Source organism: Terrabacter sp. FW104-15G4B (assembly GCF_058790095.1).
Genome location: NZ_JBYTCI010000002.1, coordinates 143,996 through 165,090, shown reverse-complemented (window position 1 = coordinate 165,090; position 21,095 = coordinate 143,996). Strand labels below are relative to the sequence as shown.

Annotated in this window: 18 protein-coding genes, 1 tRNA gene, 1 pseudogene and 1 riboswitch; of the genes and pseudogenes, 11 read left to right on the top strand and 9 right to left on the bottom strand. The window is 70.1% G+C overall.

The window, feature by feature from the left end; translation table 11 throughout:
* Positions 1-261 (bottom strand): annotated as a pseudogene (locus AC3WRT_RS02610) (hypothetical protein); the annotation flags it as partial.
* Between the two features lie 115 nt (positions 262-376).
* Here AC3WRT_RS02610 and AC3WRT_RS02605 point away from each other — a divergent pair.
* The 6 genes from AC3WRT_RS02605 to AC3WRT_RS02580 all read left to right on the top strand — a co-directional run bounded on the left by AC3WRT_RS02605 (position 377) and on the right by AC3WRT_RS02580 (position 5,748).
* Positions 377-808, top strand: coding sequence for a CBS domain-containing protein (locus AC3WRT_RS02605; protein WP_492718779.1), 432 nt, complete (start codon positions 377-379; stop codon positions 806-808).
* Between the two features lie 99 nt (positions 809-907).
* Complete coding sequence (locus tag AC3WRT_RS02600) at positions 908-2,689, top strand: serine/threonine-protein kinase (RefSeq protein WP_492718777.1); 1,782 nt, start codon at positions 908-910, stop codon at positions 2,687-2,689.
* A 318-nt stretch (positions 2,690-3,007) separates the two neighbouring features.
* A riboswitch (cyclic di-AMP (ydaO/yuaA leader) is annotated at positions 3,008-3,197 on the top strand.
* Positions 3,198-3,200: 3 nt separating this feature from the next.
* Positions 3,201-3,887, top strand: coding sequence for a transglycosylase family protein (locus AC3WRT_RS02595; RefSeq protein WP_492718775.1), 687 nt, complete (start codon positions 3,201-3,203; stop codon positions 3,885-3,887).
* A gap of 152 nt (positions 3,888-4,039) precedes the next feature.
* Positions 4,040-4,112, top strand: a tRNA-Thr gene (locus AC3WRT_RS02590).
* A 374-nt stretch (positions 4,113-4,486) separates the two neighbouring features.
* Complete coding sequence (locus AC3WRT_RS02585) at positions 4,487-4,942, top strand: pyridoxamine 5'-phosphate oxidase family protein (protein WP_492719129.1); 456 nt, start codon at positions 4,487-4,489, stop codon at positions 4,940-4,942.
* A gap of 239 nt (positions 4,943-5,181) precedes the next feature.
* Positions 5,182-5,748 (top strand): dihydrofolate reductase family protein, encoded by a 567-nt coding sequence (locus AC3WRT_RS02580; RefSeq protein ID WP_492718773.1) that lies wholly within the window; start codon positions 5,182-5,184, stop codon positions 5,746-5,748.
* Positions 5,749-5,935: 187 nt separating this feature from the next.
* On the opposite strand, the gene AC3WRT_RS02575 is transcribed toward AC3WRT_RS02580, so the two are convergent.
* The 6 genes from AC3WRT_RS02575 to AC3WRT_RS02550 form a co-directional block, all read right to left on the bottom strand.
* Positions 5,936-7,480: an FAD-dependent monooxygenase gene (locus AC3WRT_RS02575; protein ID WP_492718771.1), complete on the bottom strand. Its 1,545-nt coding sequence runs from the start codon at positions 7,478-7,480 to the stop codon at positions 5,936-5,938.
* 55 nt (positions 7,481-7,535) lie between these two features.
* Positions 7,536-9,770 (bottom strand): ATP-binding protein, encoded by a 2,235-nt coding sequence (locus AC3WRT_RS02570; RefSeq protein WP_492718769.1) that lies wholly within the window; start codon positions 9,768-9,770, stop codon positions 7,536-7,538.
* Between the two features lie 464 nt (positions 9,771-10,234).
* Positions 10,235-10,840, bottom strand: coding sequence for a DinB family protein (locus tag AC3WRT_RS02565; RefSeq protein ID WP_492718767.1), 606 nt, complete (start codon positions 10,838-10,840; stop codon positions 10,235-10,237).
* Between the two features lie 153 nt (positions 10,841-10,993).
* Positions 10,994-12,361 (bottom strand): Na+/H+ antiporter NhaA, encoded by a 1,368-nt coding sequence (gene nhaA, locus AC3WRT_RS02560; RefSeq protein WP_492719123.1) that lies wholly within the window; start codon positions 12,359-12,361, stop codon positions 10,994-10,996.
* A 233-nt stretch (positions 12,362-12,594) separates the two neighbouring features.
* The gene (locus AC3WRT_RS02555; protein WP_492718765.1) at positions 12,595-14,175 is read right to left on the bottom strand and encodes a SulP family inorganic anion transporter; all 1,581 of its coding nucleotides are present in this window, start codon (positions 14,173-14,175) and stop codon (positions 12,595-12,597) included.
* A 177-nt stretch (positions 14,176-14,352) separates the two neighbouring features.
* Complete coding sequence (locus AC3WRT_RS02550; protein ID WP_492718763.1) at positions 14,353-14,763, bottom strand: MerR family transcriptional regulator; 411 nt, start codon at positions 14,761-14,763, stop codon at positions 14,353-14,355.
* A 313-nt stretch (positions 14,764-15,076) separates the two neighbouring features.
* Between AC3WRT_RS02550 and AC3WRT_RS02545 the strand changes: the two genes are divergently transcribed.
* The 4 genes from AC3WRT_RS02545 to AC3WRT_RS02530 are packed head-to-tail and all read left to right on the top strand — an operon-like array spanning position 15,077 to position 17,622.
* Entirely contained in the window at positions 15,077-15,682 is a 606-nt protein-coding gene (locus tag AC3WRT_RS02545) for a helix-turn-helix domain-containing protein (RefSeq protein WP_492718761.1), read from the top strand.
* The gene (locus tag AC3WRT_RS02540) at positions 15,675-16,427 is read left to right on the top strand and encodes a B3/B4 domain-containing protein (RefSeq protein ID WP_492718759.1); all 753 of its coding nucleotides are present in this window, start codon (positions 15,675-15,677) and stop codon (positions 16,425-16,427) included. The genes AC3WRT_RS02545 and AC3WRT_RS02540 overlap by 8 nt, the downstream gene beginning before the upstream one ends.
* The gene (locus tag AC3WRT_RS02535; RefSeq protein ID WP_492718757.1) at positions 16,424-16,729 is read left to right on the top strand and encodes an antibiotic biosynthesis monooxygenase family protein; all 306 of its coding nucleotides are present in this window, start codon (positions 16,424-16,426) and stop codon (positions 16,727-16,729) included. Before AC3WRT_RS02540 ends, AC3WRT_RS02535 begins: the two co-directional genes overlap by 4 nt.
* A 44-nt stretch (positions 16,730-16,773) precedes the next feature.
* Positions 16,774-17,622 carry an EamA family transporter gene (locus tag AC3WRT_RS02530; protein ID WP_492719121.1) on the top strand — a complete coding sequence of 283 codons (849 nt, stop codon included), beginning with the start codon at positions 16,774-16,776 and terminating at the stop codon, positions 17,620-17,622.
* A 164-nt stretch (positions 17,623-17,786) separates the two neighbouring features.
* On the opposite strand, the gene AC3WRT_RS02525 is transcribed toward AC3WRT_RS02530, so the two are convergent.
* Both AC3WRT_RS02525 and AC3WRT_RS02520 read right to left on the bottom strand, forming a co-directional pair.
* Positions 17,787-17,990, bottom strand: coding sequence for a BldC family transcriptional regulator (locus AC3WRT_RS02525; protein WP_492718755.1), 204 nt, complete (start codon positions 17,988-17,990; stop codon positions 17,787-17,789).
* 585 nt (positions 17,991-18,575) lie between these two features.
* Positions 18,576-19,115 carry a MarR family winged helix-turn-helix transcriptional regulator gene (locus AC3WRT_RS02520; protein WP_492718753.1) on the bottom strand — a complete coding sequence of 180 codons (540 nt, stop codon included), beginning with the start codon at positions 19,113-19,115 and terminating at the stop codon, positions 18,576-18,578.
* 181 nt (positions 19,116-19,296) lie between these two features.
* On the opposite strand from AC3WRT_RS02520, the gene AC3WRT_RS02515 reads away from it, so the two are divergent.
* Positions 19,297-21,093, top strand: a complete 1,797-nt coding sequence (locus AC3WRT_RS02515) for a thiamine pyrophosphate-requiring protein (protein WP_492718751.1) — start codon at positions 19,297-19,299, stop codon at positions 21,091-21,093.
* The last annotated feature ends 2 nt before the right edge of the window (positions 21,094-21,095 follow it).

Genomic DNA, 21,095 nt, shown 5'->3' with positions numbered 1-21,095 from the left:
GGCCCAGCCCACCCACGCGCCCGGCTGGCTGCGCATGACGGACTCCATGGCCGTGACCAGCCCGCCCGGGCTGCGGCGCCACTCCACCTCACCGTCGTCGGTGACCACCTTGTCGACGGGCAGGCGGTTCGCGGCGATGACGAGGTCGTAGCTCTGCCGGGCTGCCGGCACGCGATCAACTCCTGGACTCGGGGGTGGTGTCGCCGTGCTTCGTACCCCGGTCGCCGGGACGGGGATGCGACGTGACGCGGGTCGACTCACTCTAACGACCGAATGCTGGCGGCCCGTCCGGTCCCGCTCTAGGGTCGAGTCATGGCCTCTGTGGCGGAGTGAGTGGGCCGCCGGGAGAGGCATCGCTCGAGGTGAAGGAGTCGCCGTGAAGGTTTCTGACGTGCTGCGCCACAAGGGCAGCGAGGTCATCACCGTGGAGCCCGGGGAGACCGTCTCGAACCTGCTCGCCCTGCTGGCGGAGCATCGCATCGGTGCGGTCGTCGTCAGCACGGACGGCTCGTCCGTCGAGGGCATCGTGAGCGAGCGCGACGTCGTGCGCCACCTGCACAGCCATGGGCCGGGCGTCCTCGACGGCCCCGTGTCGCGAATCATGACGGGCGAGGTCACGACGGGCACGACGGACGACAACATCGCCGACCTCGCCGCCACCATGACCGAGCTGCGGGTACGGCACGTGCCGATCGTCGACGCCGAGGGCCGGCTCGCCGCCATCGTGTCCATCGGCGACATCGTCAAGCACCGGCTCTCCGAGCTGCAGTCGGAGCGCGACCAGCTGCGCGACTACATCAGCCACTGAACGTCACGGACATCCCGGTGACCGGGAGGAAACCGGACACTCCGCGGCACGCTGCCGCAGGGTTCATGGCTCGGGCGCCCGGTCGCTTACCGTAGGGGAATGACTGCGTACGACCGGACCGCGCGGGTGCCGAGCCCGCCTTCGGGCGCGCGCACGGGCAGGGTCCCGTCAGGGCCCGCAGCTCCGGCCCTCGGCACCGACCAGCGCATCGGTCCCTACCGCCTCATCGAGGAGATCGGTGAGGGCGGGATGGGCGTCGTCCACCTGGCCCTGGACCCCAGGGGGCGGGCGGTGGCGATCAAGGTGCTGCGCGCTCACGTGGCCCATGACGCCGAGGCGCGCCAGCGACTCGCACGCGAGGTCGACACGCTCTCGCGCATCCGGGACGCGCGGGTGGCGAGCGTCATCGACGCCGACGTCATGGCCCCCCGTCCCTACATCGTGACGCGCTACGTGCCCGGACCCGCCCTCGACGAGGTCGTCGAGGAGCGCGGCCCGCTGCCTCCGGCAGACCTGTTGCGCCTGGCGCGCGGCGTCGCGGAGGCGATCCGGTCGATCCACGCGTGCGGGGTGGTCCACCGCGACATCAAGCCCGGCAACGTGCTGATCGAGGACGGCGAGCCCGTCCTGATCGACTTCGGCATCGCGCACCTGCAGGATGACGTGCGCCACACCGTGGGCGGGCTCGTCATGGGCACACCCGGCTACCTCTCGCCCGAGCTCGTCGAGGGGGCGTCGATCACCGACGCCACGGACTGGTGGGGGTGGGCCGCGACGATCACGTATGCCGCGTCCGGACGCCCGCCGTTCGGGCGCGCTCGCATGGATGCCGTGCTCACCCGCGTTCGCGCCGGCGACGTCGACCTCGACGGCGTGGACCCGCGGCTCGTCCCGCTGCTACGGGCCTCGCTGTCGCCCGACCCGCGCCAGCGGCCGCACGCCGACGACGTGATCGGGGCGCTCGAGGCCTACGCCGCAGGGCGGGCCGCGACGGTCCCCGCCCCCGGTGGCGGCCCCTGGGACGACGGCCGCGCCGCCGCCGCGCCGGGAGACACGCAGGTCGTGCAGAACGGCGGCACCGCCGTCATGCCGCCCGCTCTTCCCCCGCGCGTCGCGCAGCTCCCCGTGCGCTCACCCGTCGACGAGCCGACGCGGTGGGCGCCACCAACGAGCGTGCGCCGGGAGCCGGCACCCGGCCCTACGGCATACGACCAGGGATGGGACGACCAGGCGTGGGACGAGCACGACTGGGACGAGGAGGAGCACGAGCAGGCCCAGCGCGAGGGCGACCCCCGCATCGGGCTGCCGATGCGCACGGGGCTGCTCGCCGCGGTGGCGGTGGCGTGGGTCGGCGCCTTGACGGCGTGGCCCGGCATCGCCCTCGTCGTGCTCGTCGTGCTGTCGGCGCTCGCACGCGCCACGGACCGCTCCGTGACGGCGCTCGTGCTGCGCCGCTACGACTACGGACGGCGACGCAGCGACGTGCCGTTCGCCGTGGTCTCGAGCCCCTGGCACCTCGTCGTCGGCATCATCGCGACCGCCGTGGGGATGCTGCTGCCCGTCGCGGTCGCTCTGGCCGCTGTCTTCGCCACGGCCCTGCTCCTTGCCGGCACGAATGGCTCGCAGCTCGGTCCGGGAGCGCCGGTCACGCTGGCCGTCGGTGGGGCCGTCGGTCTGCTCATGTTGTGGTGGGGACCCGGCGGCGCCTCGCTGCGGCGGGGGTCGCGCTCGATCGCGCGGCGTGTCGTCCCAGCCGGCCTGGGGACCCAGCTCGTGGCCGGGCTGCTCACCGTCTGCGGGGTCGCGGCAGCGCTCGTCGCGCTGCAGCACGGGGCGAGCTTCACGTGGAATCCCTTCAGCTCCAACCCATTCGGGGACTGACACCCTCCCGGGCGGGGGCGGGTAGCCCCCCGTGACTGCTGTCCGAGACGTGTGACGGGACTGTGCGGCGCATGTGTGCTATAGCGCATCCAGCCGGATGGCGGCGGAAAAAAACATCACAGAAGTATCTCGACATGCCTTGTGCAGGGTTGAAGTGTCACGTACCGTCTGTGCTCGGCGGCCTCGACTTTCGGGTCGAACGGGAGATGAGCTTCTGACTCCCGGGTCGCTTCGTCGCGTCCGGCTCCACACGAACGCACCACAATTTCACATGGACACCCATTGAATCCGTTCCCTGAGCGCGCCGAGCCTCGCCAGCCAGGGAAGTAGCCCACACCCGTGGGCCGGGCGAGGACGGGGGACCCAGTGTGGCCAGTGAGTGCATGTGTGTTGTAGCGCATGTCCAAAGAGGACGAGACCTGGCCTTGGGGTGAAGTCGCATCCGCGACGGGGCACCTGACGTCCCAACCCGACAGCTAACCCCGCAGGCGCACGTCAGGAAGGAACTCCCATGCACTACCTGTCCAAGCATGCCGCGGCGAAGAAGATCTCGACCAAGCAGCGCATCGCCGGAGTCGGAATCGCTGGAGCCGCAACCATCGTCGGCGGCATCGCCACCGCAGGCTCGGCCAAGGCCTCCTCGGTCTGGGACCGCGTCGCACAGTGTGAGTCGAGCGGCAACTGGCACATCAACACCGGCAACGGCTTCTACGGGGGCCTGCAGTTCGTGCAGAGCACCTGGCGCGGCTACGGCGGTTCGGCCTACGCGCCGCGCGCTGACCTCGCCTCCAGGGGCGAGCAGATCGCCATTGCCCAGCGCGTGCTCGCCTCGCAGGGTCCGGGCGCCTGGCCCGTGTGCTCACAGCGTGCCGGCCTGACGCGCTCCAACGGCGGCGCCACCGCAGCCCCGGTGTCTCGCTCGACGGCCCGCAAGCCGCTCACGACCAAGAAGGTCGACAAGAAGAAGACCTACGCGGCCAAGCCGACCGCGAAGCCCACCAGGACGTCCACGGCACGCACCACGGCACGCAACACCGCCAAGGGAGCCGCGATCACGGTCCGCAAGGGTGACACCCTCGGCGAGCTGGCGGCTCGCTACCACGTGGCCGGCGGCTGGAAGGCCCTCTGGAAGGCCAACGGAGCCCGGGTCACCAACCCGAACCTCATCTTCGTCGGCCAGACTCTGCGTCTGCCCTGAGTCTCTGGCAGAACTGAGCCGGACGGCCTCGCGCGACCAACCCCTGGACTCGCGCGGGGCCGTCCTCCTCGTTCCCGGCTCTGCCGGGTTGGGCGGATGCCGCCGGGCTCGGTTACGCTTTCGCCCGTCCTCGACGCTCGTGCCGGGGGCCCGCTGGCGTGGCGCAATTGGTAGCGCACCTGTCTTGTAAACAGGCGGTTAGGGGTTCGAGTCCCCTCGCCAGCTCGTATTCGCTTGGTACACAAGTGAGCCCGGGTCCTGTGGGGTCTCACAGACCACCTGTTAAGTGACAACAGGTGGTGGCGACGGCCGAGAACAGCCTCTGACCTGCAGGAACGCGGCCGCAGGCCTCGCACGGTGGCCGCTCTCCTTACCTGCATCCGCTGCCTAATCGCACATCGATCGCACGAAATCACGACGTACCAAAGCGCGCGGACGACTTGTGTTTTCGGCACTGGTCCTGCCAGCTCGCCGCTTGGACGCCCGCCGGAGCGCGGCAGAAAGCGGACAGAGCGTGGTCGACGTCTCCAGCGCGGGGAGGAGGTCGACGCAGCAGCGCTGCGCGAGTCCTACCGGGAAGAGGGGATCTGCACTGACGTCTGGCGGCCGCGCAGCGGCTGCTCCAGTCTCCGCGGCCCGCACGGCTGGCCTACCAGTGGACGGACGGGACTCCACGCGTCGTGCCCATCTGGTTCCACTGGACCGGGAAGGAGATTGTCTTCGGCACACCCCCGGACTCACCGAAGATGAAGGCCTTACGCGATGGCGCCCGAGTCGCAGTGTCGCTCGACACGGACGAGATGCCCTACAAGGTGCTGCAGATCCGTGGGTCTATCCGGATGGACACCGTCGACGGGCTGGCGCCCGAGTACGAGGCCATGTGCATACGCAGCCTCGCTGAGGAGCCGGCGCAGGCATGGTTGGGCAACCTGCGGGCAATCACGGCCCACATGACCCGGATCTTCGTCACGCCCGACTGGGTGGGCGTGCTCGACTTCGAGACTCGTTTCCCGAGCGCGGTCGAGCGCGCGATGGAGGCGGCCGCGAGCGCCTGAACGAAGGCTCTGCCACAGCGAGCGTCGCTCGGCCAGTCTGCGTGGTCATCCATGTCCGCATGTCAGGGACGACAACGCGCTCGCTCGGCGGCATGAGCCGGCGACGGTACAGATCACCTTCCGTCGACGGTGGCCACTTTGCACCTTCTCTTCGCGGTGGGCTCATCGATCCGCAAGTCGATGCTGTTGACTGTGCCTGTGTGACGTCGCAAGTTGCTCGCGTCTGGGCGGAGGGCTCCATGGGCAAGTTGATATACGCGGCCAACGTCTCGCTCGACGGTTTCCTCGAGGACGAGACGGGTTCGTTCGACTGGTCCGTGCCGGACGAGGAGGTGCACGCGTTCTGGAACGAGCACGAGCGGCACGTCGGCACGTCGCTCTACGGGCGACGCATGTACGAGATGATGCGTGTCTGGGAGAGCGACGACTGGCTGACGGACGAGCCCCCCGTGGTCCGCGAGTACGCCGAGATCTGGCGTGACGCCGACAAGGTCGTCTACTCCACCTCGCTTACCGACGTGTCGACCGCGCGCACGAGGATCGAGCGGCAGTTCGAACCCGAGGCGGTACGGCGGCTCAAGGAGACCTCCGCCTCGAACCTGAGCATCGGAGGCGCGGGGATCGCCGCCGAGGCCTTCCGGCACGGCCTCGTCGACGAGTGCGTGCTGCTGCTGTGCCCGGTCCTGGTCGGCGGCGGCAAGCCGGCGCTGCCCCGAGGCGTGCGGCTCGACCTCGAACTGCTTGACCACCGACGATTCGACAACGGCGTGGTCTACGTGCGCCACGCGGTCCGGCACCCCGCCTGACGGTTGCGCCGGAAAGCGGCTGACGTGAGTATGTTTCGTCGTCCGGCGACCAGTGCGACCAGTGCGCCATGCTGAAGTGTGGCCGCGGCCTCGAGCCGCCGCGCACCCTTGAGCCACCTCTGGGCGGAGGCGGGTCCAACCGCATACGACGCGCTGCCGTATGCCGCGGCCCGCGGCGCGATCGCGCTCACCTGCCATGGGCCTCAAGTTCTGGGGCCGGAAGGGGCTTGCGGCCGGCCGGCAGGTACGCGAGGAGCTCCGCGGGCCCGAGTCTGGTGTCCACTGAGGCCACGTAGCCGTCTGGGCGGACGAGCACCATCGCGCTCCGGGGCAGACGTGCGGTGACCACGTCGACCATGCCGCCCAGTTCTAGTGGCGCGCAAGGCCTCTCGGCCCTCGTTCCGTCGACCAGGACGTGCCGGCCGCCGCGCAGGGCGACGTACAGGGTTGTCGCGCCTTGGACGGTGCGCACTGCGAGGTCTGGCATGCGGTCGCCGGCGCGAGGGAGGCCCACCACGCGGCTGGGACGGTTGAGTGGGCTCTCCCGGTAGGCGATGGAGGTCTGTGCTGTGCGGCCGGCGAGGCGGCGTTGTGCGGCCGGAAGCCGCAGCGCGGGAAGCAGAGCGTCGCGCATCGCGCGAGCGGCCGACCGGGGGGCGGTGCCGAACTTGACGAATGCCTCCGTGAAGGCGAGCACCTCCCGGGCGACGGGGCCGCGCTCGAGGCCGTAGCTGTCGAGGAGTCTGTCTGGCGCGTGACGGTCCAGGACGAGGGCGAGCTTCCACGCGAGGTTGGTGGCGTCCTGCATTCCGGTGTTCATGCCCTGCCCGCCAGCGGGGGAGTGGATGTGCACGGCATCACCCGCAAGCAGCACGCGCCCGGTGCGGTACGCGGTGGTTGAGCGGAGCTGGCAGCGGAAGCTGGTCAGCGTCTCCGGGTCGTGAAGGGTCAGGGGTCGAGGTGACCGCACGTCGACCAGCGCCTGGACCTCCTCGAGCGTCGGCGGCCTGCCGTCACGGGGACCCGGCATGGGCAGGGAGAGGCGCCAGAGGTCGGGGGTGATCGGCACGCAGAGCAAGGGCGCCCCCTCTGCCCGAGCGAAGACGTGGACCAGGTCAGCAGGGCCGTCCCAGTCCACCCGCGTGTCGGCGAGCAGCCAGTCGAACGGGTGCGGCTGGCCGACGAATGGCGCTCCCAGCAGGTGTCGGACCGTGCTGTGCGCTCCGTCGCAGCCGACCAGGTACGCCGCTGTTACGGCGTGGTGGACGTGGGGGTGTCCGCTGCGGTGACGCAGGGTCGCAGTGACCTGACGATCCTCATCGGTGAAGGAGACCAGCTCCACCCCGTACTCGATCTCGCCTCCGAGCTGGGCGAGCCGCTCACGCAACAGGGCCTCGGTTCGTTCCTGCGGGAGATGGAGGATGAAGTCGTACCGGGAGCCGTTGTGAGCCATGTCGACGACGGCCAGTTCGCGAGTACCCCGCTGGACGCGGATTCCGCGGACCCGGTGGCCTACCTCGAGGAATCGGTCGAGGATGCCCATGGTCTCAAGCGTCTCCATGGTGCGGGCCTGGATGCCGATTGCGCGGCTGAGGTGCGGCAGCCCGACGTCTCGCTCGATGAGACGGGTGGAGACGCCTCTGGCGAGGAGCTGGATGGCGAGGGTGAGGCCGGTCGGGCCGGCTCCGACGACGAGCACGTCGTAGTCGGTGGAGCTTCGGGTGGTGTCCATGCAGCCACCATGCGGGCGCAGCCAAGCCCCGTCGTCCGAAGGACTACCTACTTGCCTACCTATCCGGTGCTTCCGAGCCGCGCGGCTGCGCCAGGACGCCGGTCTCGTGTGCCCAGACGGCCAGCTGGGTGCGCGAGTGAAAGCCGAGCTTGGTGAGAACCCGGTCGACGTGGGCTTCGACCGTGCGCACCGAGAGGACGAGACGAGCGGCGATCTCGCGGTTCGTCAGTCCGCTTGCCAGGAGCCCGGCAACCTCGGTCTCGCGCCCGGTGAGCGCGGTCCCGGAACGAGCGCCCCAACGTTGCTCCTTCTCGTCGGAGAGGGCGGCGGCCAAGGCGTCAGCCACCGAGAGCCGGCGGCCCTCGGCGCGCACCGCCTCGGCGGCGGGGCCGACCGCGAGGCGCGCCGGCTCCAGCAGACGCTCCGTCAGGTCGTGCAGCGGCCGAGGCGGCACGACCTGGTGGGCGTGTACGAACTCGTCCAGCGCCCCTGCCAGGCGCAGGGCGAGGCGCGGACGGGCGCTGACCGCGGCCAAGCCGACGAGGCCGCCGAGGCCGACGGCGATTCCGAACCGGTCCCCGCTCTCGACCACGATCGGGACGCCCTCGGCGAGGGCGTCCCGGGCCTCGCGCACCTCCCCGGCCTGCACCCGAGCAAGGCCGAGCAGTTGGAGGGTGCGCGCCCTGACGGTCGTCAGGCCCAGCTCGGCGCAGCGTTGCACGGCGGCGTCGTACCGTGAGCACGCGGCGGCCAGGTCACCGGTGAACTGCGGGGCCAGTCCACTGAGGAATAGTGCGGCGGCAGCGCCCTTGGCGTCGCCTGCCGCGGAGAGCACCCGGTGGGCGGCCTCGACGTCGTCGCCACCGGCCAGCAGGTCCAGTCCGCCGAGGGCGGCGCGGCCACGTGTCAGCAGGGCGGCACCCTCCTCGACGCGGTCACCGAGGACGCGGGAAAGAATGAGGGCCTCGTCGACTGCAGCTATCGCGGCCTCGAGGTCGCCCTGGTCCATCGCCAGCCAAGCCGCACTCCTGAGTGCTGCTGCTCGTTCGGGGCTGCCCGCGTGGGGGGAACCAAGCAGGGTGGCCAGCCGCCGTCGGCCCTCGCCGAAGTGACCGCGCACCGACCAGTACCCCGTGAGGTGCGCCGCCGTGGCGAGCGCTGCGGTGGGGTCGTGCGCCTGGAGCCAGTCGAGGGCAGCCCGGAGGTTGTCATGGTCGCGGTCGAGCCGCGCCATCAGGCCCGGGGCCGGCCAGATCGGCGGCCTCTCGACCTGCGCCGCCAGCTCCGCGAACACCCTCGAATGCGCCCGACGGGCCGGCTGAGCGTCCTCCGACCCGTTCAGCCGCTCGACGGCGAGCTCGCGGACCGCCTCCAGCATCGTGTAGCGCGGCTCCGTCGGATCCGTGGGGTCCGGCTGCAGCCGGAGGAGGTGGTGGTCGACGAGCTGCCCCACCGCCTCAAGCACCGGCAGCTCAGGGTGGACCGACCCGCAGACCCGCTCCAGGTCGGTCAGGGCGGCGCCCCCGCGGAACGCCCCCATCATGGTCAGGAGCTGACGCGCGTTCTCGCCGAGCAGGTCGAAGCTCCACGTGAGCGTGGCCCGCAGCGTCTGGTGTCGAGCAGGCGCGTCGCGGTGCCCGCCCACGAGTAGACCCAGCGAGCCGTCCAGTCGGTCAAAGATGCTCGCGAGGGGAAGCTCCTTCACCCGCGCTGCTGCCAGCTCGATGGCCAGAGGAAGGCCGTCCAGGCGCCGGACGATCTGGACGACCGCGGCGGCCTCGTCCGTGCCTCGCAGGAAGTCCGGTGCTACAGCCCGGGCTCTGTCCAGGAACAGCGCGGTCGACTCCCACTGGGCGAGTGACGCCGGTGACGGCTCGGCGCCAGACGGCGGCAACTCCAGAGGGCCGACCGGGAGCTCCTGCTCGCCGTCGAGGTGCAGCGACGACCGGCTCGTCACGAGGACGTGCAGCGTGTCGGTTGCGGCGATCAAGGCGGCGATGAGCGGAGCCCCCGCCATCACCTGCTCGACGTTGTCGAGGATGAGCAGGACCAAGCGGCCGCGCAGGTGGTCACCGACGTGCTCAACGAGCGGGACGTCATGTGAGTCGGCGAGCCCGAGGCACTGCGCGATCGAGGACGGGATGAGGGTTGGTTCGTCGACGGCAGCAAGCGCCACGAAATGAATGCCGTCGGGGAAACGGCCGCCGACTCTGGTAGCGAGCTCGATGGCCATGCGGGTCTTGCCGCTGCCGCCCGCCCCGGTGAGCGTGAGTAGCCGATGCTCGCCCATGAGCCGTTGTGCGTCGGCGAGAAGGTTCTCCCTGCCGATGAAGCTACTGAGCGGTCGCGGAAGCCTCCCCTTTCTCCGAACGTCTGCCGCCACGCCTGATTCCTGCGCCCGATGCACCCATCGATCGTCCCACCGCGAGTGCTCGAGCACGACGTGCCACCCGCCTTCCGCACGGTGATCGCAGGGCGCAGACGTCCGTCCGGGCGCGCCGTGCGGCCGGCTCAAGCAGAGACCTGGGCTGGACAACGCTGCCGCTCCGCAGCTTCGGCACAACAGCATTCCCGCCGCTCGCGCACGCGGCACGTCGGCTCCCGAGGCGACTGGGTCTTTGAGGGCGTCGCCTTCGCCTGTCCTGGGTCTGGGGTTGTAGGTCGACAGGGGTGCCGGAGCCATCGACGAGTGAGCCCGGGTGCCTTGCCTGATCACGGAGGAAGTCGCTCGGCAGGGTGGGGGTGATGCCGCCCTCAGAAGCGCTCGAGGGTGAGCTGGCTTCGGTGAAAGTCGTAGTGCTGGGTGCCGTAGGCGTAGACCTCGGCGAGCGTCATGGAGTCGCGGAAGAAGGGGTCCCACCCGACGGGAAAGTGCATGCCGCGATCGAGCGCCCGGTCGGCCTCGGCGTCGAGCCGGCGGTGAAGCTGGGCAATGGTTCGGTCGAGTTGCGCAGTCAGCCGCGGACCACGGAAGAGGAGGGCGCCGCCCACAGCGCCGAGATAGTTGATGTGGTGGAACGGTCCGGTGGCCGCGTTGAGCGCGCTGGCGAAGGTGCGAGTGAACCGGTCTGGCAGGTGGCCGAAGAGCCGGACCAGCGGGAGGAGTCGGCGCACGATCAGGTAGCCGAACGTCATGTGCCAGAGCAGCTGGCCGTTCGTCCACCTGGTTCCTCGGGTGCGGCGACGGAGCTCGACCGGAGTGGCGTGGGCGACGACGGCGTGCAGGTCGGCGCGCGTTCTCTCTAGTCCGTCGTGGATGCGCTGCCGGTCGATCGGCTGGCCGTTGATGGTCATGAGACAGTCTCGCGCGAACACGTCCAGTGCGGAGAACAGCGAACGCTCCAGCACAAGCGCGCTCATCGGCACGACCGTTCGGCTCCATCGTTCACCGTCCCGTCCTGACCGCGGCATGTCAGGTAGACGCCTCACTCCGATCAGAGGAGCCGAGTGGCTTTGAGCGGGTAGCCCGTGTACATCGAAACGCGCTGGCCTGGGTAGGCACCGGTCTCGGGCTCAGCGTTGCGCGGTGTCCTCGTAGACGTCGGGGATGCCGTCGCGGTCGGTGTCGGCCTCCTCCTCTTCGCACGCCCGGCGATAGGCGCGGTTGCGGCTGCGCAGGATGGCGGCGGCCAAGAGTGCGGCGAGGAGCGAGCCGGTCAGCACGCCGACCTTGACGTGGGCGTCCCGGACGCTGCCGGCGCCGAACGCGAGCTCGCCGATGAGCAGGGAGACGGTGAACCCCACTCCGGCAAGGACGGCCAGGCCGAAAACGTCGATCCAGCGCAGGTTCTGGTCGAGGCTGGCGCGGGTGAAGCGTGCCATCACGTAGGTGGCGGCGAAGATGCCGAGCGCCTTGCCGGCGACGAGCCCGACGACGATGCCGATGGCGACCCGGTCGCTGAGCGACTCGACGAACCCGGTCAAGCCGCCTACGGTGACCCCCGCGGCGAGGAGGGCGAACACCGGGACGGCGATGCCGGAGGAGATCGGACGGAACCGGTGCTCGAAGTGCTCCGCCAGGCCGGGTCCTGCCTCCGGTCCGCCCGCGGCGCGGCTGCGGACGACGGGCACGGCGAAGCCGAGCAGCACCCCGGCGACGGTGGCGTGGACCCCGGAGGCGTGCACCAGCGCCCACGTCAGGCCGGCGAGGGGGAGGAGCAGCCACCAGGACCGGACCCGCCGCTGGACCAGCACGGTGAAGGCCACGAGCGGAGCCAAGGCGGCGAGCAGGTACAGCGGGTGCAGCTCACGGGTGTAGAAGAGCGCGATGATGGTGATCGCGAAGAGGTCATCGACGACGGCCAGGGTCAGCAGGAAGGTGCGCAGCGCGGCTGGGAGGTGGGTGCTGATGACGGCCAGCACGGCAAGGGCGAACGCAATGTCGGTGGCGGTGGGGATGGCCCAGCCCTGCAGCGCGTCGCCGCCGGTGCCGGCGTTGACGGCCACGAAGATCAGCGCGGGACCGAGCATGCCGCCCAGGGCTGCGACGACGGGAAGGGCGGCCTTGCGCCGGTCGCGCAGATCGCCGGCGACGAACTCGCGTTTGAGCTCAAGTCCGGCGACGAAGAAGAAGATCGCCAGCAGCCCGTCCGCGGCCCAGGCGCTCACAGTCAGGTGCAGGTGCAGGATCTGCGGCCCGAAGGTGAAGTTTCGGAGCGCGTCGTAGGCGGCGGCCCACGGCGAGTTGGCCCACACCAGGGCGATCACGGTCGCGGCCAGCAGAAGTGCCCCGCCGACGGTCTCTCGGCGCAGGATCTCGCTGATTCGCGAGACCTCCGGCCAGCTGCCCCGCCCGAACAGCGACGACCGCGCCGACCGGGCCGCTCCTGCGGGCACCAGCGGTTGCCCGGGCGTCGGGTCGGGCGTCACCTCGGGGGTCATGTCGGCGGTCGGGTCCGGGCTGGGCGTGTCAGGCATGCGGGTCCTTCGCGAGTCGGTCCGCCGAGCCGGTCACAAGGACACGAGTGCGGCGGGGTCGGCTGTGGAGTTCGCCGACCAGACTTCCCGGCACACCTGGGTCCTCAGCCTATCGGCCGCTTCGGCTCGGCAGGAGGTGTTGTCGCGCGGACCACCTACCCGGGTCCGGGGGGGGCGGGCCGGGCGGTCTAGGGCTGTCAGTGCCCGCCGGCGAGGTGCCCGGCGAGCCGATCGTGGCGTTCCTGGCTGGAGTGGTTGAGGCCGGTGATGCTCACGGTCTTGCCCTTGGCGGCGTACTTCTGGGTGATGGCGTCGAGAGTGGCCACGGTCGAGGCATCCCAGATGTGCGAGCGGGACAGGTCGATGACGATGGTGGCTGGGTCGCCGACGTAGTCGAACTGGGTGATGAGGTCGTTGCTGGAGGCGAAGAAGAGCTCGCCCTCGACGGCGTACACGCGGGTGTTCTCGTCGGGGTGGGCCACGTCGATCACGTGGGTGAAGTGGGCGACGCGCCGGGCGAACATGACCATGGCCATGAGGACGCCGACGATCACGCCGATGGCGAGGTTGTGGGTGGCCACGACGACCGCGACGGTGGCGAGCATGACGAGGGTCTCGCTCTTGGGCATCCGGCGCAGCGTGGCGGGCTGGATGCTGTGCCAGTCCATCGTCCCGACCGACACCATGATCATCACGGCAACGAGCGCTGCCATCGGGATGATCGCGACGACGTCACCGAGGCCGACGACAAGGATGAGCAGGAAGGTGCCGGCGAGGAAGGTCGAGATGCGGGTGCGGGCACCGGAGGCCTTCACGTTGATCATCGTCTGGCCGATCATGGCGCAGCCGCCCATGCCGCCGAAGAAGCCGGTGACGAGGTTCGCGGCGCCCTGACCCCAGGCCTCACGGGTCTTCGAGGAGTGGGTGTCGGTGACGTCATCGACGAGCTTGGCCGTCATGAGCGACTCCATGAGTCCCACGAGGGCCATGGCGAGCGCGAACGGGCCGATGATCGACAGGGTCTCGAGGTTCAGTGGGACGTTCGGGAAGAAGAGGCTGGGCAGGCTCTCGGGGAGCTTGCCCTCGTCGCCGACGGTCGGGACGGCGACGGACGCGGCGACGGTGAAGACGGTGAGGGCGACGATCGCGACGAGTGGCGCCGGGACGGCATTGGTCAGCTTGGGCAGCAGCACCATGATGGCGATGCCGACGGCGACGAGTGGGTAGACGACCCATGAGACACCGACGAGGTGCGGGACCTGGGCCAGGAAGATGAGGATCGCGAGGGCGTTGACGAAGCCGACCATGACCGAGCGCGGGATGAACCGCATGAGCTTGGCGACGCCGAGCACGCCGAGGATCACCTGGATGACACCGGCGAGGATGACAGTGGCGATGAGGTAGTCCATGCCGTGCTCGCGGACGACCGGGGCGATGACGAGGGCGACTGCGCCGGTGGCGGCGGAGATCATCGCGGGCCGGCCGCCGAGGAAGGCGATGCTGACCGCCATCGTGAACGACGCGAAGAGGCCGACGCGCGGGTCGACGCCGGCGATGATCGAGAAGGAGATGGCCTCGGGGATCAGCGCCAGGGCGACGACGAGGCCGCCGAGCACCTCGATGCGCAGCCGCTTCGGGGATCGCAGCGCGGCACGCACCGACGTGACGTCGCGCTCGTGTGGGAAGGGCACGTCCGAGCCGAGCGGGCGGTGCGAGGTCGGCGGGTCGAGCGGCAGGGCCGGATCGAGGTCCGGCGCGGCGCCGGGTGTCGTGTTCATGGGGAATCTCCTGGCGGTCTGGCGGTCTGGCGGTCTGGGGCTGGGGGCCGCGGCGTCGCGGCAGGAACGTCTGGCGCCACGGCATACGTCATCGGCCGTGGGCATGATGGGACGGCACTGTCCGAGATCGTCCGGCATAGGCCGGCTGTGGGCCCATGGGCCGGTCAGCCAGCCCGTTCAGTCGGGCAGCCGGGCCTCGTCGCGCAGCTGGGACGCGAAGGTCTCGGCGTTCTCGACGCGCTCGCGAAGGCGACCGAGCTTGTGCTCGACGAGCGAGTGGTAGGTGCGCAGCCGCTCGGTGAGCTCACGTCGCGTCGTGCGGGAGAGGCGCGTGTTGGCGAGTCGGTCTCGGATGTCAATGAGGTCGCGCATCTCCTCGAGCGTGAAATCGAGCGGCTTCATCCGCTTGATGAGGAGCAGCCGCTCGACAGCCTCGTCGCTGTAGAGCCGGAAGCCGCCGGGGCTGCGCTGCGGCTCAGGCAGCAGCCCGACCTCCTCGTAGTGCCGGATGGTGCGAAGGCTCAAGCCGGTGCGGTCGGCGACGTCGCCGATCTGAATCAGATCGATGGGCGTTCGCGCCTCGGTCACAGCACTCCTCGGGGTAGGTCGACGTGTCGCGACCCTACCCTCACGTAAGGGAAGAGTCCAAATCGGTGGGCGCGCTGGATCGCGCCTGCGCGGCCGAGCAGGTCGGAGGCGATGGGCCGCAGCATGTCGAGCGCAGCAGTGACCAGCCGTTCTGACATAGGCCCGGCGGCGCCGAACCGTAGCCATGGCCGCGGGGATGTGGCTTCAACAGTCGGGCGGCACCGGGCCTGTGACTCCCGGGCAACACCAACACCACAACAGCAGGGAGCATTTCGGGCGAGAAGATGCACTTGCAGTGCAGTACAATGCACTTATGGATGAGCAAACCGCGGGCCTGGCTGCTGCGATCGGCGCGAGGGTCAGGCATGAGCGGCAGACGCGGGGCTGGACGTTGGACCAGATGGCCACCTCCGCCGGGGTGAGCCGTCGCGCCGTGGTGAACGTGGAGCAAGGGACGGCGAACCCCAGCGTCGGGACCCTGCTGCGTATCAGTGACGCGTTGGGCATGGGTCTGCCCGCCCTCGTCGCGCCGCCGGCTCCCAAGCCGGTGACGGTGACCCGCGCGGGTCACGGGGCGGCCCTCTGGAGTGGCGAGCACGGTGGCCGGGGGCTGTTGGTTGCGGGCACGCAGCCTCCCGATGTGGCGGAGTTGTGGGACTGGACCTTGGGGGTCGGGGACTCTCATGAGAGCGAGGCGCACGTGGCCGGGACCAAGGAGCTTCTCCAGGTCCGGGCCGGGACCGTCACGCTGACCGTGGCAGACCAGCGCCACGCCCTGGCCGCCGGTGACGCCGTGTCGTTCCCCGGAGACGTCGACCACGCGTACGCGAACGAGGGCCAGGCGGTCGCGCACTTCTCTTTGGCGGTGTTCGAGCCCGGCGTCGGGTCGGGGTCGCACGGGGAGGAGTCGCATGGCTGACCGCCACGCCACAGCGGCTCTGCTCACCGGCGCCGTCGTCGGTGCCGATGTCTTCGACCTACGGCCCGACTACCGTGCGCTGCTTCTGGTCGCGGAGGGCATCACCCCGGCGCCCAGTGACGAGCGAAGTGACGCGCTGCTGCGTCGCGCCGAAGAGGCGGCCACCGCCCAGCTGGCAGTCGGCCCCGTGGAGGGGCTCCCGCACGTATCGGCTTGGCGGGAGGCGTACCAGGCGTTCGGCGCCAAACCGCAACGCACACGCAACAGCCTCGAAGCCCTGACCCGACGTGCCGCGGCGGGCTTGCCGCGCGTGAACAGGCTCACCGACCTGTACAACGCCATTTCGGTGCTGCACCAGGTGCCCATCGGCGGCGAGGACCTCGATCGGTATGTCGGCAGCCCGAGGCTCCTCCGAGCCACCGGCAGTGAACCGTTCGACACCGTGGCCGACGGCCAGGCAGTCATCGAGCACCCCGAGGTTGGTGAGGTCGTCTGGTGCGATGACATCGGCGTGACCTGCCGCCGCTGGAACTGGCGACAGGGTCGCCGTACCGCGCTGCGGGACGACACCACCACCGCCTTGTTCATCCTCGACGGGCTCGAACCCGCCACCGACAGTCAGTTGAAAGCCGCCGGCGAAGCGCTCGCCGAGCACCTGCGGTCCATGGGGCCGGACGTGCGGGTCATGGAGCGGCTCATCACCGACATCACCACCCGCCCCGCGCCCCACCCGGAGATCTCGTGATCTGCTGCCAGTTCATCTTCAAGCCCGGCACGTACGACGACGACTTCCACGACCTCGACAGACGGATCGAGGAGTACGCCCGCGGCCTGCCCGGATTCCTCAAGATCGAGACCTGGCACGATCCAGAACAGGGCCTGGTGAACGCGACGTACTACTTCACCGACCAGGAGTCGGTCGCGCACCTGGCCACGTTCCCCACCCACCGCGAAGCCAAGGGGCAGGTCCATCGCTGGTACGACGGGTACCGCATCGTCATCAGCGAGGTCAAAGCCACCTACGGGGACGGACGGCTACCCGAATGACCTCCCGCCCGGTCGTACCAGCATGGACACTCGCCGTGGCCGCCATGCTGTCGGTGCAGTTGGGCTCCGCCTTGTCGCTCGGCGTCATCGACTCCATCGGACCCGCCGGTACTGCCTGGTTGCGCCTCACGATCGGGGCCATGGTCTTCCTCGCCATCGCTCGGCCACCACTGCGGACGCTGCGCCGCACCGACATCCCGGTCGTCCTCGGGCTCGGTGTCACCACCGGCCTGCAGACCACCAGCTTCCTGGCCGCCATCGAGCGAATCCCCCTCGGCACGTCGGTGGCGATCGAGTTCCTCGGTCCGCTCACCGTCGCCGCCGTCCGCAGCCACTCCCGCCGGGCGCTGACCTGGCCCGCCCTCGCTCTCGCGGGGGTGGTGCTCCTGACCGAGCCCTGGCGCGGTGACGTCGATGCCGCCGGCATCGTCTTCGCGGCACTGGCTGCGGTGGGGTGGGCTGCCTACATCCTGCTGACGCAGCGCCTCGGCGACCGATTCTCTGGACTGAGCGGCCTGTCCATGACCGTCCCTGTCGCCGCAGCCACCGCAGCGGCCGTGGGCGTTCCGCAAGCTGCCGGGCAGCTGACCTTCCACGTCGTCGTCGCCACCGCGGGTCTGGCCCTCCTCCTTCCGGTGATGCCCTACGCGCTGGAGCTGCTGGCCTTGCGTCGCATGACCCATCTCGCCTTCGGCACGCTCATGGCACTCGAGCCGGCGATCGGTGTGGTGCTCGGGCTTCTGGTCCTCCACCAGCAACCGTCAGCGGCCCAAATCGGCGGCATCGCACTTGTTGTCCTCGCCGGAGCCGCCGCTCAACGTGGCGGCCAACGCGAACCGGCGGAGCAGCCCGGACGGAGTCCGGTCCGATCACAGTTCGACGTCCTGGGCTGAGCCAGAGGCGGGTCCCGGGAAGTGTCTGCATGGAAAGCAGACCCGGTTGAAGACGAACCTGCGCCGCAACGGCCCCTGGAGGGATGGCGGCATGCCGTGCCGGTCGATGCTGCACGACCTCGCGAAGGAGCAGCCAGGCCGAGCGAGGCGCCGGCCGGGCTGCGCTACACGCCGGCGGACTGATCCAGGAGCGCGTACACCTGCGCGGCGTGGAACCGCCGGTGACCGCCCAGAGTGCGGACCGCCTCGAGACGGCCTGCCTTCGCCCAGCGGGTGACCGTCTTCGGGTCCACCCGGAAGAGCGCAGCGACCTCCGCGGGAGTCAGCAGCTGGTCCGAGGCCGCGAGCGGCGTCGTCGATGTCGTCATGTCGAACCCCAATGCAACGAAGTCCCCCGACTACACCCGCCGACGCGCGAACGCCGCGGTTGTGTCTCCACGGTAGAACGCCACCTTTCGCGGCGGGCGCGATTGCACCAACTCATCGTCTTTCGGCCGCCCACCGTGCTGACGGGACCGATGCTCTCTCGAGGCCGAGGCCGAGGCTGATGTCGACGCGACCTTCGCTCCTACGTGCAGCGACGGGCGAGGCTGCACGGTCCTCTCATGCGAGGTCATGGTGGACGACGCCGAGCGCGGCACGGGGCCGCGGTGCTGGGCCCATCGCGGCGCTGTCGCTCGCCCCTGCTGACCAGCTCCCGGTGCTGAGCTGCATCGAGGTGGAGCCGATCGAGGGCCGGCTGCGCTGTCCAGCTTCCTGGCGGGAAGGTTCGACGCCATCGAGACGGGAACCACGGGACGCGCGTACGTCCGCACCGGGACGCCGTTCCAGCGGTTGAGGATGCTGCACGAGCTGGCGCACGCGTGGATGTGGCAGAACGCGACGTGCCGTGGGACAACAAGCAGACAGCGGACGGGAAGTACACGCGGGTTCTGCGGAGGTACCGGCCTCCGCTAGGGCTTCCAGCCCAGGGCCAGGAGGTCCTCCTCCGCGAAACCCCCTGCAGCCTGGGCGAACTCGCCTAGCGAGCGGAGCAGGTCTCGGCGACCTTCGTCGCTCATCCGTCCCAGGATGGGCCGGATCTCCCGGGCACGTTCGCGCGTGACGGCCTCGACGACCTCGCCCCCGGCGGGCGTGAGCCGCAGCATGAGCTGACGGCGGTTGAGGGGGTCATCGGCCCGGTCGACGAGCCCTCGCGCCACCAGCCGGTCGCACAGCCGGCTGGCACGCGTCAGGTGGATGCCGACCGCGTCGGCCAGCTCACCCAGAGACAGCGGCATACGGCTCGACAGCACCACGAGGGCACGCAGGTGCAGCAGGTCGTTGACCTCGGAGGTCGCGGCCATCGACCGGGCGGTGATCGCCACGAGGACCCGGCACGCACCGAGGACCGCGTCGACCTCCGTGTCGGAGACGGACGACGAGGTGCTCGGTGACGACGTGGTGCTGGGGCCAGTCGGCCGTGGACGAGCGGCAGCGGGGCGATGCGGCACACCTCTGTTCTACCGGCGTCTCTTACGCAGCGCAACTCTTGCGGATCGCAACTGTGGCGGCGTAGAAAGGGAGTGGGTCTTCTCGCTGGACGCCGCCGGCGGAGGGTTCGCACCAGGCGAGCCGCGGGTCGGACCGCAACCGGTCCCCGCTCGTCGACAACCGATGACAAAGGAGATCGACATGGCCCAGCAGGTTGCCGACGTGGTCCTCTCCCGCCTCCGCGAGTGGGATGTGCGCCAGGTCTTCGGCTTCCCGGGGGACGGCATCAACGGCCTGCTCGCCGCCTGGGGACGGGCGGGCGACCACCCCCAGTTCGTGCAGGCGCGCCACGAGGAGATGGCTGCCTTCGAGGCCGTCGGCTACGCCAAGTTCTCCGGCCGCGTGGGCGTCTGCGTCGCGACGAGCGGCCCCGGCGCGATCCACCTGCTCAACGGCCTCTACGACGCCAAGCTCGACCACGTGCCGGTCGTCGCGATCGTCGGCCAGACGGCACGCAGCGCGATGGGTGGCTCCTACCAGCAGGAGGTCGACCTACTGACCCTCTTCAAGGACGTCTGCTCCAACTACGTCCAGATGTGCACCGTGCCAGAGCAGCTGCCCAACCTCATCGACCGCGCCATCCGGGTCGCCCGGGCCAAGAGTGCCCCCACCTGCATCATCTTCCCGTCCGACGTCCTCGAGCTCGAGTACGCCCCACCAGGTCACGCCTTCAAGATGGTGCCCTCGAGCGTCGGCACCGCACGAGCCACCGTGTGCCCCGACGACGAGGCGGTGCGCCGCGCCGCCGACCTGCTCAACGCCGGCGAGAAGGTCGCCATGCTCGTCGGGCAGGGAGCGCGGGGCTGCGAGGCCGAGCTCACCGAGGTCGCCGACCTGCTCGGCGCCGGCGCAGCCAAGGCGCTGCTCGGCAAGGACGTGCTGCCCGACACCCTGCCGTGGGTGACCGGGTCCATCGGCCTGCTCGGCACCACCGCGTCCTACGACCTGATGATGGGCTGCGACACCCTGCTCACCGTCGGGTCCAACTTCCCCTACACCCAGTTCATGCCACCGCTCGACCAGGCCCGGGCGGTGCAGATCGACCGCTCCGAGGCCTGGATCGGGATGCGCTATCCCTACGAGCTCAACCTCGTCGGCGACGCCAGGGCCACGCTCCGGGCCCTCATCCCGCTGCTGCAGCGCAAGGAGGACCGGTCCTGGCGCGAGGAGATCGAGGGCAACGTCGAGGACTGGTGGCAGACCGTCGACCGGTGGGCGCTCAACGACGCGAAGCCGGTCAACCCGATGCGGATCTTCTCCGAGCTCTCGACCCGCCTGCCGACGAACGCCATGGTCGCCGCCGACTCCGGCAGCGCGGCCAACTGGTACGCCCGCAACCTGCGCTTTCACGGCGACATCCTCGGCTCGCTGTCGGGCACGCTGGCCACGATGGGCCCGGGGGTCCCGTACGTCATCGGCGCCAAGTGGGCCCACCCGGACCGGCCGGCGATCGCCCTGGTCGGCGATGGAGCGATGCAGATGAACGGCCTTGCCGAGCTCATCACCATCGCCCACTACTGGCAGCAGTGGACCGACCCGCGGCTCGTCGTCGCGGTCCTGCACAACAACGACCTCAACCAGGTGACGTGGGAGATGCGCGCGATGGAGGGCGCCCCGAAGTTCGCCGAGTCACAGACGCTGCCCGACGTCGACTACGCCGGCTTCGCCCGCAGCCTCGGCCTCGTCGGCGTCAACATCGACGACCCGGACCAGCTGGGACCGGCCTGGGACGCGGCCCTGTCCGCCGATCGGCCCACGGTCCTCGACGTGCGGTGCGACCCCGACGTGCCGCCCATCCCGCCGCACGCCACCCGAGAGCAGGTCAAGGCGGCGGCAGCGGCGGTGCTGCACGGCGACGAGGACCGCTGGGGCTTCATCAAGCAGGGAGTCAAGATGAAGGCCCAGCAGGTGGTGCCGGGGCTCAAGGACGGTGAGTGACC